The 16,117-nt window shown below is 60.4% G+C and carries 9 protein-coding genes; all 9 read right to left on the reverse strand.

The features are described 5' to 3' along the window. Window positions 1–62: 62 nt before the first annotated feature. The 9 genes from E5K02_RS19700 to E5K02_RS19740 all read right to left on the reverse strand — a co-directional run bounded on the left by E5K02_RS19700 (window position 63) and on the right by E5K02_RS19740 (window position 16,028). Window positions 63–1,016 (reverse strand): pectinesterase family protein, encoded by a 954-nt coding sequence (locus E5K02_RS19700; RefSeq protein ID WP_135397121.1) that lies wholly within the window; start codon window positions 1,014–1,016, stop codon window positions 63–65. Next, on the reverse strand, window positions 1,013–1,831 hold the full coding sequence (locus tag E5K02_RS19705; RefSeq protein WP_135397123.1) for a rhamnogalacturonan acetylesterase: 819 nt from the start codon (window positions 1,829–1,831) through the stop codon (window positions 1,013–1,015). The genes E5K02_RS19700 and E5K02_RS19705 overlap by 4 nt, the downstream gene beginning before the upstream one ends. A 126-nt stretch (window positions 1,832–1,957) precedes the next feature. After that, window positions 1,958–2,743: a rhamnogalacturonan acetylesterase gene (locus E5K02_RS19710; RefSeq protein ID WP_135397125.1), complete on the reverse strand. Its 786-nt coding sequence runs from the start codon at window positions 2,741–2,743 to the stop codon at window positions 1,958–1,960. A gap of 277 nt (window positions 2,744–3,020) precedes the next feature. Further along, on the reverse strand, window positions 3,021–4,703 hold the full coding sequence (locus E5K02_RS19715) for a sodium/sugar symporter (protein ID WP_135397127.1): 1,683 nt from the start codon (window positions 4,701–4,703) through the stop codon (window positions 3,021–3,023). Between the two features lie 232 nt (window positions 4,704–4,935). Next, window positions 4,936–6,936 (reverse strand): alpha/beta hydrolase family protein, encoded by a 2,001-nt coding sequence (locus tag E5K02_RS19720; protein WP_135397129.1) that lies wholly within the window; start codon window positions 6,934–6,936, stop codon window positions 4,936–4,938. A gap of 147 nt (window positions 6,937–7,083) precedes the next feature. Continuing rightward, on the reverse strand, window positions 7,084–8,604 hold the full coding sequence (locus E5K02_RS19725) for a tagaturonate reductase (protein ID WP_135397131.1): 1,521 nt from the start codon (window positions 8,602–8,604) through the stop codon (window positions 7,084–7,086). A gap of 149 nt (window positions 8,605–8,753) precedes the next feature. Then, window positions 8,754–10,538 (reverse strand): RagB/SusD family nutrient uptake outer membrane protein, encoded by a 1,785-nt coding sequence (locus tag E5K02_RS19730; RefSeq protein ID WP_135397133.1) that lies wholly within the window; start codon window positions 10,536–10,538, stop codon window positions 8,754–8,756. 21 nt (window positions 10,539–10,559) lie between these two features. Further along, entirely contained in the window at window positions 10,560–13,847 is a 3,288-nt protein-coding gene (locus E5K02_RS19735) for a SusC/RagA family TonB-linked outer membrane protein (protein WP_135397135.1), read from the reverse strand. 543 nt (window positions 13,848–14,390) lie between these two features. Then, window positions 14,391–16,028: a glycoside hydrolase family 43 protein gene (locus E5K02_RS19740; RefSeq protein WP_135397137.1), complete on the reverse strand. Its 1,638-nt coding sequence runs from the start codon at window positions 16,026–16,028 to the stop codon at window positions 14,391–14,393. Window positions 16,029–16,117: the final 89 nt, after the last annotated feature.

Consider the following 16,117-nt stretch of genomic DNA (forward strand, 5'->3'; position numbering starts at 1 on the left):
CTAGGCGAGCCGCCCACCTTAGGCCAACGTGCTTCGCCGTCGCGTAACATGTTCCGTTTTGTCTAGTCCTGGGTCGGGTCCCAGTTGCGGAACACCTTTTCGCGGGTGTAAGCCTTGGCCTGCTCGTCGGTGAGCTGGTGACTCCAGGCGACGCGCTGCTTGGACTGGGCGCCCTTGCCTTTGTTCTGGTACTCGGCGTAGTAAGCGGTTTGCTTGTTGGTTTCCTTGCCCCAATGGTCCCAGCCGACGGCACTGATCTGCTCACCTAGGTCACACTTGATGAAGACTGTTTTGGCGTAGGGGCGCCAGGGCCGGCCCAGCATAAAGCTGCCCGCCGGGGCGTCGCCGGTGATTTTACAATTCCGGAATACGTAGCCGTAGCGGGTACTATCGGGCGTGGAAGCAGCCGTGACGTAGCCCCCACCCTGCTTGCAGAAGATGATGCAATCCTCAAAAAAGGCGGTGCTGGAGCCGAAAATGAAGTCTACGGTGCCCTCGATGTAGCAATCCTTGTAGTACTGCCGCGAGCCGTAGCCGTAAGTATAAAGCGTATCCTGGAAGCCCAGAAAGCGGCAGTTCCGGAACCGGGCTTTGTCGCCGGCCACCCACACAGCCACCGCCTGCCCCACCGGGCCGGAGGCGTTCTGGAAGGTGATGTTCTCGGCCGAGAAGTCGGAACCGTAGACGTAGATGCTCGACGAGCCCGAGGTACCCTTGTCTTCGCCGAAGATGTTTTTCTTCTGGTTGTAGTCGTCGTAGGTCAGCACCGTTTTTTCCCGGTCTTCCCCGATAATCTTCACCAGGTTCTTGGAGCCGGCCAGGATGAGCTTTTCCTTATAGATGCCCTTCTTGATGAAGATGGTGGTGACTTTCTTGCGAAAATCGGGCACGGCGTTGAAGGCTTCCTGCACGGTGCGGTACTGTCCCGAGCCGTCCTGGGCCACCACAAAATCGTAACCGAAGGCCCGGCCCGCCACGAGCCACAGCAGGCCCAGCAAACTCAGCAGCTTCCTCATGGCGCGGTGGGTTGGTCGTCTTTGCCGGTTTTGGCCGGCGGTATGGCGTTCTTGGCCGTGGGCTTGGCAATACGCTCCGACAGCAACGGCAGCTTCTGGGCTATTACCTGGCTTACGACCAGCTGGGCCATTTTGCGGGCACCCACTTCGCTGAAGTGGGTGTTGTCCTGGCGGCCGTAGGGGTAGTTGGGATGGTCGCCGGGCTCGAGTTGCAGAAACAGCTGCTTGGACTGCTCGGCGCCGTATTTTTGCAGTAGCTCCCGACTCATCTTGTCGAGGTCAATCAGCGGCACTTTCAGCTCCCGGGCCACGTCCAGCGTAGCGGCTGAATAAGCCACGTGGGTTTCCATGATCTTGCCCTCCTTGTCGAATTTGCGGCGCGTGACGGGCGTGATGAGCACGGGGTAGCCCTTTTTGCGGCGCGTCTCGGTCACGAACTTCCTCAGGTTCTGGCGGTAGTCGGCCGGGGCCACGTACCGGTCGGGCTTGTCCTGGGCCTCGTCGTTGTGGCCGAACTGGATGAAGACGTAGTCGCCTTCCTGCAGGGCATCCACAATAGGCTGCCAGCGGTTTTCAGCCATGAAGGTGCGGGTACTGCGCCCGTTCTGGGCCCGGTTATCCACGACCACCGTCGAGTCGAAGTACGTGGGCAAAGGCATACCCCAGCCGGTTTCGGGAAAGGTTTGCTTGATCTTCTGAGCAATGGTGGAGTCACCAATCAGATAGAGCTTGATTTTCTTGGGCGGTGCTCCGGCAAAGGAAAGCAACAGCAGCACGGCCAGCGGCCAGAGGCGTTTCAGCCAGCGTGTTTGCATAGCGGGTGGGTTGGGAATTTTATAGCAGAGCAGTGGAAGCAGCAAGATCAAAGGCAATCGTCATGTCTCCCGCTGGGTCGACATGACGTTCTGATGGAGTGTAATGACGCATTCAGGATCAGCTATTTACCGGGCTTGGGCGTCCACGGTCTTCTTGACTTCGCGCTTCACGATACGGGCGGCCAGGTCGAGCTTGAGGGTGCGGATGTCGGCCAGCACGAGTTGGGCCATTTTGCGGGCGCCCAGCTCATTGAAGTGCGTGTTGTCGTCGCGGCCGGCGGGGTAGTTGGGGTGCTCCCCGGGGGCGAGGTGGTTGAAGAGCAGCTTGGAGTTTTCCGGGCCGAACTGCTGGAGCAAAGCCAGGCTTTCGGCATCTAAATCAATCAGAGCTACTTTCTGCTCCTGGGCTACGGCACGCACGATGCCCGCGTACACGGCATGGGTTTCCTCGACCTTGCCGGCCGTGTCGAACTTACGACGGGCCACGGGCGTGAGCAGCACCGGCGTGGCTTTCTTGGCCCGGGTTTCAGCGACGAAGCGCACCAGATTGGCGCGGAAGTCGGCCTCGGGCGTGTAGTTGGCCTTGGTCGGCACCTCGTCGTTGTGGCCGAACTGAATGAAGACGTAGTCGCCGGGCTGGAGGGCCGCGGCGACGGGCTGCCAGCGGTTTTCGGCCAGAAACGACTTGGTACTGCGCCCGTTCATAGCCCGGTTGTCGACCGTGACGGTTTCATCGAAAAAGTACTTAAAAGGCATGCCCCAGCCGGTTTCAGGAAAGGCCTTTTCCTCTTTATTCGACATCGTGGAGTCGCCGATGAGGTAGACTTTGATGGCGGAGGGCGGAGCGCTAGTGAAAGCCAGCAGCGCCAGCAGGCAGCAAACTGCCGCCGCAGAAAGCACACGGTGAACCATGCAGATCAGGAAAGGGTGGGATGAGGCAAGTTCGGCTGCGTGTCCTATCCGGGGTGGCGGCTGGCCTATCAGCCCGCTTGTGCCCCGCATCGGGTTGCGCGTTTTGGCAAGTAAAGGCAATTCTAGACCCGAAAAGAGGAGCCCCGGGAGTTTATTTGCGCAAACGTTGCCGGGAACGTTGCCACAGAGCGACGCTACTGTTCCCTACAAAAAAAGGCCGCTGCACTTTAGTACAGCCGCCTTTCCCTTATTGATGAGGAACTTCCTCCTACTCAGCTTACCAGTAAATGGTGTAAAGCGCCGTCAGGAGCACGGCAATGACCATGGCGCCGATGGTGAAGCTGCGCTGGGGCTTGAACATGCTGGCATCTACTTCCAGACCTTTGGCTACCACGCCGCGGCTGGTTTCAAACAAGCTGATGATGACCATCACGATGATGCAGATGACGAACACGAAGCCCATCCGGTCGAGGAAGGGAATTTCGTAGACGCCGGCCTGGCTTTTCACCGCGAAGCCCAGGGGTGCCAGGAACGAAAGGTCCATGATGCCGGGCAGGAACTTGAACAGGATGGAGAGCAAAAAGCCGCCGATGGTGGCAAACAGGGCCGCATTGGACGTCGTTTTCTTCCAGAAGAAGCCCAGGATAAACATGGCGAAAATGCCCGGCGACACGAAGCCGGTGTACTCCTGAATGTACTGGAAGCCGCCCTTCTTGTCGATGCCCAGGTGGGGGGCAATCAGCACACCCAGAATCATGGCTACGACTACGGCAATCTTGCCGACGGCCACCAGTTTCTTCTCCGAAGCCTCGGTGTTCAGGACTTTCTTGTAGATGTCGAGGGTGAAGATGGTGGCAATGGAGTTGGCCTTACCGGCCAGGGAGGCTACCACGGCGGCCGTCAGAGCCGCAAACGACAACCCTTTCAGGCCCACGGGCAGAATGTTGAGCAGCACGGGGTAAGCGCGGTCGGGGTTTACTTCGCCGTCCTGCATCATCTCAGGCCCGAAGATATCCTGCTTGAAGAGTACGTAGGCGGCAATGCCGGGCAGCACCACAATGATGGGCATGAGCAGCTTGAGGAAGGCGGCAAACAAAATACCGGAGCGGGCCGTGGGCAGATCAGCCCCGAGGGCGCGCTGGGTGATGTACTGGTTGCAGCCCCAATAGTTCAGGTTCACAATCCACATGCCGCCGAGGAGCACCGTGAGGCCCGGTAAGTCGATGAAGTTGGGGTTATCCTGCTTGAAAATCATCTGGAAGTGGTCGGCGGCCTGGTCCTGCATCAGCTTGAAGCCGCTGATGACGCCCGACTGGCCGTAGTGGTCGGCCACCATGTCGAGGGCCAGGTAGGTGGTAGCCAGGCCGCCCAGAATCAGGAAGAACACCTGAATGACGTCCGTAAAGCCGATTACCTTCATACCGCCCAGGGTGATAATGACGGCAAACACGGCCAGGGCGTACATACAGAACGTCAGGTTCAGGCCAGCAATACTGCTGATGGCAATGGCGCCCAGGTACAGAATCGAGGTCAGGTTGACGACTACGTAGAGCATGAGCCAGAAAATGGCCATAATCATGGCCACGGTGCCGTTGTAGCGCTGGTGCAGAAACTGGGGCATCGTGAAGATGTGGTTCTTCAGGTACACCGGAATAAAGAACACGGCTACGATGATGAGCGTCAGGGCGGCCATCCACTCGTAAGTGGCAATGGCCAGGCCCATCTTGAAGCCCGAGCCCGACATGCCCACGAACTGCTCGGCCGAAATGTTGGAGGCAATGAGCGAGGAGCCGATAGCCCACCAGGTCAGGGACCCTTCGGCCAGGAAGTAGTCTTTGGAGTCGCCCTCCATCGTGCCGTCGTGGCCGGTTTTGCGGCGGTAGATCCAGATGCCGTATCCCGATACGATCAGGAAATAGACAAAGAATACAATGTAATCTAAGGTGGCGAGTTGATTCATTGAAACAGAGAAAGAGTAGGGAATTCGAGGTGGAGCACGGGGCCGGGTTCAGCAGCGCCGGAAAAGGTTGGCTAAAGCTAACGTCACGGACCCTGAGTTTCACCCTTGGAACCCTAAATAAAGGGGTTAAAACTGGTTTACTCCCTTTATCAGCCCAGAAAACCTACCGCAACCGTTTGCATAGAACCGCCTTTTGCGTACGTCGTCACCGCTGCGCTACAGCGGAGTCCGATCAGGGGGCAGGCGTCGCTAGGAGGCGCTGCGGCCCCAAGGCGGCAGCCAGGTCGGGCAAATCGTAGTGGGCCAGCACGCCGGGCACAACCACCGAATACCAGTCTTTGCCGGTAGGCTGCTCCAGGATCTGGTGAAACGAAGTGACAGGAGAGCTTACCCATACCTTGGCAATGGCCGGCGCCAGCACCGCCGCGTGCAGGGCCACGGGCGCGGCCTGGCCCGTCGCGCAGAGCTCAACGGCCGCCGTTTGCAGGCGCGGCTCCTGCTGCATAAAGCCCAGCAGCATGAATACGTCGACTACGCGCTGGCCCAGTAAGGGCTGGCCCACGTGCAGAGCCGTCAGGGCGTTGCGGTACTCGCGGTTGTAGTATTTCTTGTCGTTGAACTGCTCCGGGTCGGCCGATTCGCCCAGGCCCCGCAGGTCGGCGAGCAGCACGGCGTAGTTCCGTTGTAAGTAGCCCGTCAGCAGCGCGGTGCTGTCGGCCAGGGTACGCTTGCCTTGCTCGGGCAGCCAGAGCACCACTTTGGTCACGGGGGCGTCGCCGGCGGGCCAGGCCAGCAGCGCGGGCAGCGGCACCTGACCTTGGCGCCGGATAATGAGCTTACGGAGCGGCGTACCGTCTTTGGCCGCCACGATTTCCTTCCACTCCACCGCTACCGGGGCCGCGAGCTGCGTGGGCAGGCCGAGCTGCTGACGAATCAGGGCGGGCAGGTCGGGGGTGGAATGTTGGCGGCGCTGCCGGGTTAGGTCGGCGGCCAAGTTTAGGTTGCGCTGCGGAATCAGCATTTCGTCTTTAAAAGCGGTGGCGACCTGCCCCGTGCGGGTACACCACAGCTCCTCGGGTTTCAGCGTGGCCAAGCTTCCCTCCTGCACCGGTCGGGGGTCGTTGTAGAGCCACCGACGGAACCACTGCACGGCCGCCTCGCGCTTGGGCTGGGAAATACCGTGGCCGTCGTCGTAGGTGAAAAGGCTGATTTTCTCCGGCTGGCCCAACCGCTGGTACACTTGGCGCAGCTGGGTGTAGGTTTCCTGAATGATGTTGTAGTCCACAAAATCAAAGCGACCGGCCAGGATTTGCAGGGGCTTGGGCGCAAACATGATGGGCCAGTCGGCCACGTCGAGGCGGGCCCGGCCGGCGCCGGGAATCATCACGCAGCCGTCGGCAGGACCCGTTAGCTCCAGCACCCGCTCGCCACTGGCCACGTAGCTGCACAGGGCGGCTACCTTCACCCGCTCGTCGAAGCCCATAAAATAAGCCGTTTGCGTCGCTCCGCCCGAGTTGCCCAACGCCCCAATTCGCTCGGCATCCACTTCCGGACGCGTAAGCAAATAATCCAGGCCGCGCACGTTGTCCCAGAGCTCATCGGCTACGCTGCTCGTCCCCAGCAGGCTCGATTCGGCGTTCAGCAGCGTGTGCTCGGTGGTGCCGCCGCGGGTCAGGGGCTTGCCCGTTGCATCCACCAGCTGGTACCGCTCCCCCTGGGAAATCGGGTCGATAACGAAGACTACAAAGCCGTTTTTGGCGAAGAGAATGGCGGTTTTCTGGTACGACTCGGTGGCTTTGGATTCGGCCTCGTGCCCACAGAAGAGCAGTACTCCCGGTAGCCGGCCCTTCGCTCCCTCGGGCACGTACAGGTTGGCCGTGACGTGGTGGCGGGGCGTACTTTCGTACACAACTTTCTCAATGCGGTACCCGTCGCGCGGCAGTTTACCGGTAATGCGGGCCTTCAGCGCCGTTTTGGCCGGCAGCGGCCCCAGCAGCTGGCGGAAGCGCGCCCGGGCCGAGTCCCGGTAAGCCAGCACGCCAGCCTCCGACTGCAGGGCCTGCGTCAGGGAAGCCCGGCGCGCATCATACTGCTGGTGTACCTGCTGCAGAAGTGCCGTATTGAGCGAGACGTTGGCCTTCCACTCCAGCACATCGTACGGCTTCTGAGCCTGGGCCAGGCTTACGCTCAGCAGCCCCAAAAGCAGCAGGAAGAAGTGTTTCAGATTCCGCATTCGTACGGATTGTTTTGAGTCAGAAAGGGTAATACAACTGCAAAAAGCCTGGGCAGACACTTCTACCCAGGCCTTTCGCACTTAGTACAGGTTCCCCGGGCCAACTACTCCGCGGCTTAATAGCGGGAGCCAGCCATGGGCAAGAGGTTAAGCCGAAACCTGGGCGCCTACGTGGCTGACCACGGTGGCATATACGCCCTGGTCCAGCATGAGCTGCAATTGCCCGGCTACCTGCGCGGCAAAACCCGGCAGCGTGGTCAGGTCATGGCTCCACAGGCTCTGATTGCGCAGTACCGTGTTGGTCAGCTCGGCAGCGTCGAGGCGCTGCCAGAGGTCGGCAAAGTAGGCGGCCTTTTCGTCCTGAATCGGATAGGCCTGCCCGTTGAGCTCTCCGTACCAGGTATGGTCTTGCTCGTGGGTGCCGCGCATAAACAGCAGGTAAGCCGCAAAACCCACGGCCGCGCACTGGGGCACCTGCCGATGCCGCTCGAAATAGTGCACCAAGGTAGCCACGGCCCGCATTTGCAGCTTGGCCGAATAATTCAGCGTGATGCCCAGCCAGCGGTGCTCAATATAGGGGTTGCGGAACCGGTCGAGCACCTGATGGCCAAACTCGCGCGACACCGCCTCGGCTACCGGGTAGGGAATGCCCGCGCGCAGGTTGTCCTGCATCAGGTGAGTAATAAAGCGGCTCAGCGCCTCGTCTTCCATAGCCGCCCGCACCGTATCGAAGCCACTGAGGAAGGCCAGCCCGCAGCTCAGGGTATGGGCCCCGTTGAGCATGCGCAGCTTTAATTCCCGGAACTGCTGGATATCGGGTTGCACGACGACACCCTTGTCGGCCTGTTCGAAGGCCAGCACCTGCCTCACGTGGTCGTCGCCCTCAATGGCCCAGAGGCGGTAGACTTCCGACATCGTGAGCAGATCGTCGTTGTAGCCCAGCTCGGCCTCCAGGGCAGCTTGCATGGCAGCATCGGGGCGGCCCGGCACGATGCGGTCCACCAACGAATTACAGCAGGTATTGGCCGTCTCGAGCCAGTCGATAAACTCGGCTTCCAGCTCGTTGCGGTGGGCAAGCTCCAGCAGAATAGCTTCGAGCTTGCGGCCGTTGTCCGGAATCAGCTCGGTGGGTACAATCACCAGGCCTTTGGTCGGGTCGCCGCCGAAGGCCTGCCAGCGCGCGTAGAGCACGGCCAGCAGCTTGCCCGGAAACGACTGGGGCGGCGTCCGGCGAATATCGTCGGCGACCAGCTGAATGCCGACTTCGGTGGTGTTGGAAATGACGACGGCCAAATCGGGGCTCTGAGCGAAACGCAGTACTTCCGCCCACTGACTTTTGGCTGACAACACCCGGCTGATAGCCGAGCTGACCACGTTTTCCTCAATCTGTTGGCCGTCCTCAATACCGCGGATGCAGAGCGTGTAGAGCCCGTCCTGGCGCGTGAAAGCCGTAATGTCGCCCCCGTCGGTTGACTTCACCACCACAATGCGGCCGTTGAAGATGCCCTGCCGGTTAGCTTTGTCGATGAGGTAATCGGGCAGGCCCCGCAGCAGCACGCCGGTGCCAAACTGCAGCACTTTTTCGGGCAGGGCCAGATGAGCCGCTTCGGGTAGGGCCACGGGCGCCGTGCCCAAGCCAGCCAGAGTGTTTGTAGATAATTCTTTCATGATCAGCGGATCATATACAGTGGTGGTCCTTCTCTCCTATTCTTCCTGCCGCCCGCGGCAAACTGCGCAGAACCAAACATCCTCGGCAACGACCTCTAAGCGGGGCGGTTGCCGAGGATGAACGGGTTCCGGTCAGGCGCAGCGGCCGGTTAGTTATAGCCCGGGTTCTGCACCAGGCGGTTATTGGTGTTGAGCGACGTAGCAGGAATGGGCAGCAGCTGCCGCGTGGTCACGTAACCGGAGGCAATGTCGGCTACGCGGGCCTCGGTGATGGCCGAGCGCCAGGCTACGGCCGTCGCACCCGCCGGGGCCGTAGTCGGGGCCGGCCGGTAGAACGAACGCACAAACTTGATCTGCCCGTTGGTTACGGTGTAGTACATCGTCAGCGGAATGTTGGCGTACGGGCTGGCGGGGGTTTTGTCGGCCAACCAGGCCCGCAGGGTTTTCTTGGCCTCGTCGAGCTTGGGACCCAGCAGGTTCCAGCGAATCAGGTCATACTTGCGGATGCCTTCGCCGCCAAACTCCAGGAACCGCTCGTTCTGCAGGAAGGTAAAGAAGGTGGCCTGGTCGGCGGGAGCTTTGCCGGCTGCCGTAGCATTGCCCCGGAAGGCGCGCAGCCGCACTTCCATCAGGGCTTGCGTGGCCGATACCCCTTTGAAGGTAGCCGTAGGGCCGGCCAGCTCGTTCTGCGCCTCGGCAAACATCAGCAGCACGTCGGCGAAGCGAATCAGGGGCCAGTTGTAGCCCAGGCTTTGCACCGAAGCACCCGATACCAGCGGGCTGCGCCAGTCGCGGCGGAACTTGCCGTCGTAGATGGTGAGCAGGTTGGTGGCCTTCTGCGCGTCGTTCGATTCGATGGTGTAGGGCGCCAGCGTCACGTCGCGGCGCACATCCAGGGAGTCGAAGGCGTAGAAGTAGGTAGGCAGGGCCGTAATGGCACCGCTCGAGGCGCCGTACTTCGGCGAGGCGTTGATGCGGGGACCGTTGTAGTAGCCCAGCTTGCTGTCGGAAGCGGCGCTGGCCCCACCCATGCCCACTTCGAAGATGATTTCGCGGTTGGCGTCGCGGCGCAGCTCGTTGATGCTGCGGAAGGTTTCTTCGTAGCTGCTGTTCAGGTTGTGCTGGGCGCGCTGAGCCATCAGCTCCTGGCACTCTACCCGCACCGTGTCGTAAAACTGACGGTAATCAGGGGCCCGCTCCACTACGCCCGACTGGCTGAGCGAGTAGCCAGCCCGGTAGAGGGCAATGCGGGCCCGCAGGGCTTTCACGGCGCCTTTGGTGATGCGCTCATCGGCGGTTACGGCCGTGCGCCACGGCACTACTTTGGCGGCCTCGTCGAGGTCGGCCAGCAGCCGGTCGTAGATCTTGTAGCGGTTTTCGCGGGGAATGTTGAAATCCTGACCGGTTACGGAAGGCTCGAACTGGGCGGGTACATCGCCCCAGTTGCGAATCAGCTCGAAGTAGTACTGAGCCCGCAGCGTGAGGGCCTCGCCGTAGAGACGCTTGACGGCGGCCATATCGGCCCCGCCCTGAAACTGGGCCATCTGCGGAATGTTCTTGATGCAGATGTTGGCGCGCTCTACGCCCTGGTACAAGGTGTTCCAAGGGTTTTGCACCTCGGCGTTGGTTGCTACCGAGGAGTAGCGGGCAATGCCGCGGCGGCCGGTGCCGGCATCGTTGCCGCCCTGGCTGCTTTGCATCTCATCCGAGTCGAAAGGGAAGAAGCTGCTGAGACGGTTGCCGTAGCCCGCATCGCCCGACATGGGGTCGTAGGCGCCCATTACGGCGCTGGTGGCCCCACTAACGGTGCTGAACACCTGCTCGGTGGTATCAAACGAGTTGGGTTCGATTTCCAGAAAATCTTTGCAGGACATCACGCCCGTCAGACAAACGATGCCAAGAGCTGCTATGGTAGGACGAAATATGCGTTTCATGGTGGGAAGCCGTTGCAACTATTAGAGGGAGAGGTTGATACCAAACAGGAAGGCCTTGCTACGCGGATAGGCAGCGTAGTCGACGCCCGGGGTCAGCGGCGTACCGCGGCGGGTGTTCACTTCGGGGTCGAAGCCGGTGTATTTGGTAAACGTATAGAGGTTGTTAGCCGTCACGTAGAAGCGCAGCTGGGTCAGCTTGGCCCGCGAGGTCAGCGTCTTGGGCAGGGTGTAGCCCAGCGTCAGGTTGTTGACGCGCAGGAAAGAGCCGTCTTCAATAGCCCAGGAGTGCGGGAACAGCTGGCGGGTCGGCGTCCAGATCTTGGCGTTCTGGTTCAGGCGGCGCGAGGTTTCCAGGTCCGTAATCACCACGCCGTTTTCGTCGATGGTCCGGTACCGGTCGTTCATGATGGCCAGGCCGTTGCTCAGGTAGGAGTTGGCCAGGTTCGAGGTGAGCTCAATCTTGTTGGCGTTGTAGATGTCGTTGCCAAACACCCAGTTCAGGAAGATGCTGGCATCGAAACCCTTGTAGGCGAACTGCTGGTTTAAGCCACCGGTGAACTTGGGGTTAGCGTTGCCGATAACAGTGCGGTCAGCATCGGTTACCACACCGTCGCCGTTGAGGTCCTTCAGCTTGATGGTGCCGGGAATCACTTCCTCGCCCGCCGCGCTGTAGCCGACCACGCCCCGGTCGGAAACGACGCCGGGCTTCAGGTTCCACTTGCCGTTGCTGTAGCCTTCAAAGTCGTCGGCGGTGTAGAAACCATCCGTCACGTAGCCATACATCAGGCCCACCGGCTGCCCCACGGCCACGTAGTAGTCGGCGGTGATGGCCGTGCTGGCCCAGCCCGAGTACTGCAGGGGCAGCTCGGTCAGGGTGCCCAGGCTTTCGATGCGGTTGCGGTTGAAGGCCAGGTTGGCGTTAGCCGTCCAGGTGAAGTCCGGGGTCTGAATCACGGTACCCGTTGCCTGGAATTCCAAACCACGGTTGGACGTAGCGCCGATGTTGACCAGCTGCGAGGTGTAGCCCGACACGGGCGAGATGGCCAGGTTCAGGAGCAGGTCGCGGGTGCGGTTGGCGTAGGCATCAATAGTCAGCTGCACGCGGTTGCTGAACAGGCTGATGTCCAGACCCAGGTTGCGCGAGATGGTCGTTTCCCACTTCAGGTTTTCGTTGGCCAGGGCCCCTACTACGGCCCCGGGCACCAAGCTCTCGTTCAGGGCATACTGACCCGAGGTGCGGAAAGCGGCGCGGTAGAGGTTGTCGGCAATGCGGTTGTTGCCGGCCAGGCCGTAGCTCACGCGCAGCTTCAGGTCCGACACGGTAGCGGCCAGGGGCTTCATGAATTCTTCCTGCGAAATACGCCAGGCGGCCGAAGCGGCTGGGAAGAAGCCCCAGCGGCTAGAGAGGCCCCGGGCAAACTTCGACGAACCGTCGCCACGGAAGGTAGCCGTCAGCAGGTACTTGTCGTCGAAGGAGTAGTTCAGGCGGGCAAAACCCGAGAGCAGCCGCGCCTTCACGGGCTGGTCGGTGGTCGGGGCCGGCTGGGGAGTAGCCGGGGCGTTGGGGTCGCGCTGGTTGATGTTGTTGAAGGCCTTGTCGGACGAAATCGTCAGGGGCAGGTAGTAGCTCTGCACGTTCTGGGTGTTGAACTCCTGCATGTAGATTTCGTGCCCCAGCAGGGCGTCGAAGGCGTGCTTGTCCTTGTTGAAATTGTAGGTCAGCACGTTCGAGTTGTTGAACGTTACCAGCGAGCCGGTGGCAATGCCCAGGAACGGCAGGCCCGAGAAGTTGCCGCCTTTAATAGTGGGCGAAAACTGGCCGTTGAAGGTTTCCGTGCGGGTGTTGCTGTTGTCGAAGCCGACCGTGGAGCGGAAGGCCAGGCTCTTGGTGAAGTTGTACTGCGCGTTGCCGCCCAGGTTGAAGAGGCGGCGCTTGTCGGCGCGGTATTCATTCTCGATGGTGAGCACCGGGTTGGAGAGGGAGCCCGAGGTGCGGAAGAATTCGTCGTCTTCCAGGTTCTCGTTCGGGTCGATGGCGCCGGGCCGCTGCAACGCCAGGGGCTGATACACGATGGTGTTGCGCAGGCGGGTGTTGGTCGTCGAGCCCGAGCCCTGGTTGGACGTACCCGAGCCGGTTACGGTCTGGTCGTTGAAGCGGGTGCTGAGGCCAAACTTAAACTTGTCGCTGGCTTTGTGGTCGAAGCGGAAGTTGACCAGGTTGCGGGTAAAGCCTGACAGAATCTGGATACCGTCTTCCTGGTTGCGGGTCAGGCTCAGCGAGAACGTCGAGCCCTTGCCCCCACCCGACAGCGTCACGTTGTGGGTCTGCTGGAAAGCGTCGCGGCCGAACACCCGGTCCTGCCAGTCAATAAACTCGGCGCTGCGGGCGCGGCCCAGCGTGTCGTAGCCTTCTACCTGCGAATAGTCACGGGTGTCGCGGAAGTTGGTCGAGCCAAAGCGGCTTTTGATAGTGCTCAAACCGGCGCTACCGGCCAGGGCCGCCTTTTCGTAGGCGTAGTCGGTATACTCGGCCGGCTTCATCACGTCCAGCGTGCGGGTAATCTTACGTACCCCGGCAAAGCCGGTGTAGTTCACGTTCAGCTTGCCTTCGCGGCCGCCTTTGGTCGTAATAATCACGACGCCGTTGGCGCCCCGGGCCCCGTAGATAGCCGTGGCCGAAGCGTCTTTCAGCACGTCAACCGAGGCAATATCCTGGGGCGACAGTACCGACAGGGCATTTTCCAGCTGCACGCCGTCGACGATGTAGAGCGGGGAGTTGTCCTGGGTAATTGAGCCGCCGCCCCGCACCCGGATGCGGATGTCGGAGCCGGGTTGGCCCTCCGAGGAAGTGACCTGCACGCCGGCCAGGCGGCCGGTCAGGGCTTCGGCCGCAGAGTTAACCGGCACATCCTTGATTTGCTTGGCACCCACCGAGGCTACCGAGCCGGTCACGTCTTTGCGGGGCACCTCGGCATAGCCGATTACTACCACGTCTTCCATCACCTTGGTGTCGGGGCTGAGTTTGATGGAAAGGTTGTCATCATTCCCCACTGTCACGTCCTTAGCCAGGAAGCCGATGTAGCTCAGGCGCAGCACGACGTTGGCTGTGTTGGCGGGTAAGCTGATGGCAAACTTACCGTCCATGTCGGTCGAGGCGCCAATCGTTGTTCCCTTCACTACCACCGTCACCCCGGGCAGGGGCTCATCTTTCTCAGTGGATCGAACGACCCCCTGAATGCTGCGTTGCTGGGCCACCGCATGCAGCGCGACGCTGAGCAGAAGCCAGACGAACAGTATGTACTTTCTCATTTGAATAGATGTGTGGGAATTTGAAAATGACTGCCAATAGATCTTAGCGGAACATCATTTGCCGGCGGGTGTGGAGAAACTCACCGGAGGAAAGAAATTCTGCGTCTGCCAGACCAAAAGTCTTTTTGTACTCTCACCGGTTGGCACGGCTAATTTTGGATTGTTAGCCGATTCATCGGTTCTATAAGTTTACACTAACCCCCTGCAATAGCGAAGCAGATGGTGTTTTTTATTTGTGCAAACGTTCCCGGCAACGTTGCCAGATTCCGATTTAACTTTGTTTCATCCAATCATAAGCCACATATAGTTATATTGATAACAATCCTCTACGAAATACGAACTCTCGACTTGCCAGCAGCAAATTTGAACTTTTCCAACTTACTGAGTAACTACTCACTCCCGGCCGGCTTGGAACCACGAGTAATGCTTTTACTTCCGGGCAAGTTCCGGACGCGGTGCAGGGAAAATAAAATAATTCTGAGGGAAGCAGATACGAAAAAGCCTCCAGTAACTCTGGAGGCCTTTGCACGGAACCTGGCAAATTTACTCGACGCGAAACCAATCCACATCCGCGGAGCCCGCATCGTTGGTTTTGCCGGCCCGGGTACAGAACAACCCAACCTTAGCCCCGATCCAGCGGCCTTCCCGCGCCTGAAACGAGGCGCCCACGGGCTGAAAGGTTTGCCCGTCGAGGCTGTAGCTAAACTGGCACTTGGCCCCGGCCGTAACGGCAACGCGCAAATACACCGGCTGCTTGGCCGCTACCTCGGCCACGGGAGCCCCAGTGGTTTCGGCAGCGCCTTTGTCGGCATTCTGGCAAGTCGTTTGGCTAAGTTGCAGCTTGCCATTCTGGTTTGTCACCGACAGATAAGCGTAGTCCATTCCCATCATAAGCAGGCCCGTTTTCTCGCCCTCGAAGCGGGGCGTGAAGGTGAGCTTGGTCGTGACGGTAAACACCTCGGCGGGCAGCTTTTGCAGCAGCAGGTTGGGCACCTGCCAGAAGTTCTTGAAACCCTCCGGCACAGGCACTGAGTAGAGCCGCAGGTAGCCGGCGCCGGTTGGGAAAGCCCAGCCCACCTGCGGGTTGGCATGCCACTGCCACTGCAGGCCCAGCTGGTTACCGTCGAATTCGTCGGAAGTGGCCGGCGTAGCCAGGACGGCTGGTTTGCCCTTCACGGCAGGCTTGCGGAAGGTGAGTACCGGCTCACCTTTGCCGTCCCCCTCGGGGTCTGAGCCAATGACCGGCCAGTCGTTTTTCCAGACCATGGGCTGCAGGTGCACTACCCGGCCGTAGGGGCCCTGGTCCTGGAAGTGCATAAACCAGTCTTCGCCCGCAGGGGTGTCAATCCAGGCGCCCTGGTGGGGGCCGTTCGTAGTGGTATTGCCCTGGTCCAGCACGATACGGTCCTCATAAGGGCCAAACACGTTTTTGGCGCGCATCACCACCTGCCAGCCCGTGGGCACTCCCCCACCCGGCGCCATAATGTAGTAGTAGCCCTTGCGCTTGTAGAACTTGGGACCTTCGATGGTGGGGTGCTTCTCGTGCCCATCAAATACCAGCACGTCGTCGCCGAGCAAGCTCAGGCCGTCGGGGCTCATACGGCTCACGGCCAGCACGCTCTTGAAGCCGGCCCGGCTGCCCGCAAACCCGTGCACCAGGTAGGCCTTGCCGTCTTCGTCCCACAACGGGCAGGGGTCAATCCAGCCCTTGGCTTCCTTTACCAGAATGGGCGCTTCCCAGGGGCCGGCGGGGTTGTCGGCCCGCGTGACGTAGATGCCCAGGTCGGGGTCGGGGTAGTAGATGTAGAACTTCTTTTTGTGGTAGCGAATAGCCGGGGCCCACACGCCATTGCCGTGCTGGGGCAGGTTGTAGCGGGCCTGGGGTGGCTGCTGGGTGAACACCGCCCCAATGATGGTCCAGTTGACCAGATCCGTGGAGTGCAGCACCTGCAGGCCCGGCACGGCATTAAAGCTCGAGGAGGTGAGGTAGTAGTCGTTGCCCACGCGCACCACGTCGGGGTCGGAATAGTCGGCGTAGAGCACCGGGTTTTTGTAGGTTCCGTTGCCCAGGTCGGGCACCCATACTTTGGATAAGCCAGCCTGTTGGGCCACCGTGAAGCGGGGCAGAAAGGCAAGGACTGCCAGAGTGGCCAGCAGGAGGATTTGGGTGGATTTTACCATTCAAAATTACTTTTCAACGGAAACGAAAGGGGTTCTATTAAAACGCAAAAAAGGCCCCGGATACAGCATCCGGGGCCTTTTGTACAGGT

The sequence above is a fragment of the Hymenobacter metallicola genome (assembly GCF_004745645.1).
GTDB lineage: Bacteria > Bacteroidota > Bacteroidia > Cytophagales > Hymenobacteraceae > Hymenobacter > Hymenobacter metallicola.

Excerpts from the sequence above, each read along its gene's own strand:
- E5K02_RS19700 (WP_135397121.1), bottom strand. The coding sequence starts at position 1,016 with ATGAGGAAGCTGCTGAGTTTGCTGGGCCTGCTGTGGCTCGTGGCGGGC.
- E5K02_RS19705 (WP_135397123.1), bottom strand. The coding sequence starts at position 1,831 with ATGCAAACACGCTGGCTGAAACGCCTCTGGCCGCTGGCCGTGCTGCTG.
- E5K02_RS19710 (WP_135397125.1), bottom strand. The coding sequence starts at position 2,743 with ATGGTTCACCGTGTGCTTTCTGCGGCGGCAGTTTGCTGCCTGCTGGCG.
- E5K02_RS19715 (WP_135397127.1), bottom strand. The coding sequence starts at position 4,703 with ATGAATCAACTCGCCACCTTAGATTACATTGTATTCTTTGTCTATTTC.
- E5K02_RS19720 (WP_135397129.1), bottom strand. The coding sequence starts at position 6,936 with ATGCGGAATCTGAAACACTTCTTCCTGCTGCTTTTGGGGCTGCTGAGC.
- E5K02_RS19725 (WP_135397131.1), bottom strand. The coding sequence starts at position 8,604 with ATGAAAGAATTATCTACAAACACTCTGGCTGGCTTGGGCACGGCGCCC.
- E5K02_RS19730 (WP_135397133.1), bottom strand. The coding sequence starts at position 10,538 with ATGAAACGCATATTTCGTCCTACCATAGCAGCTCTTGGCATCGTTTGT.
- E5K02_RS19735 (WP_135397135.1), bottom strand. The coding sequence starts at position 13,847 with ATGAGAAAGTACATACTGTTCGTCTGGCTTCTGCTCAGCGTCGCGCTG.
- E5K02_RS19740 (WP_135397137.1), bottom strand. The coding sequence starts at position 16,028 with ATGGTAAAATCCACCCAAATCCTCCTGCTGGCCACTCTGGCAGTCCTT.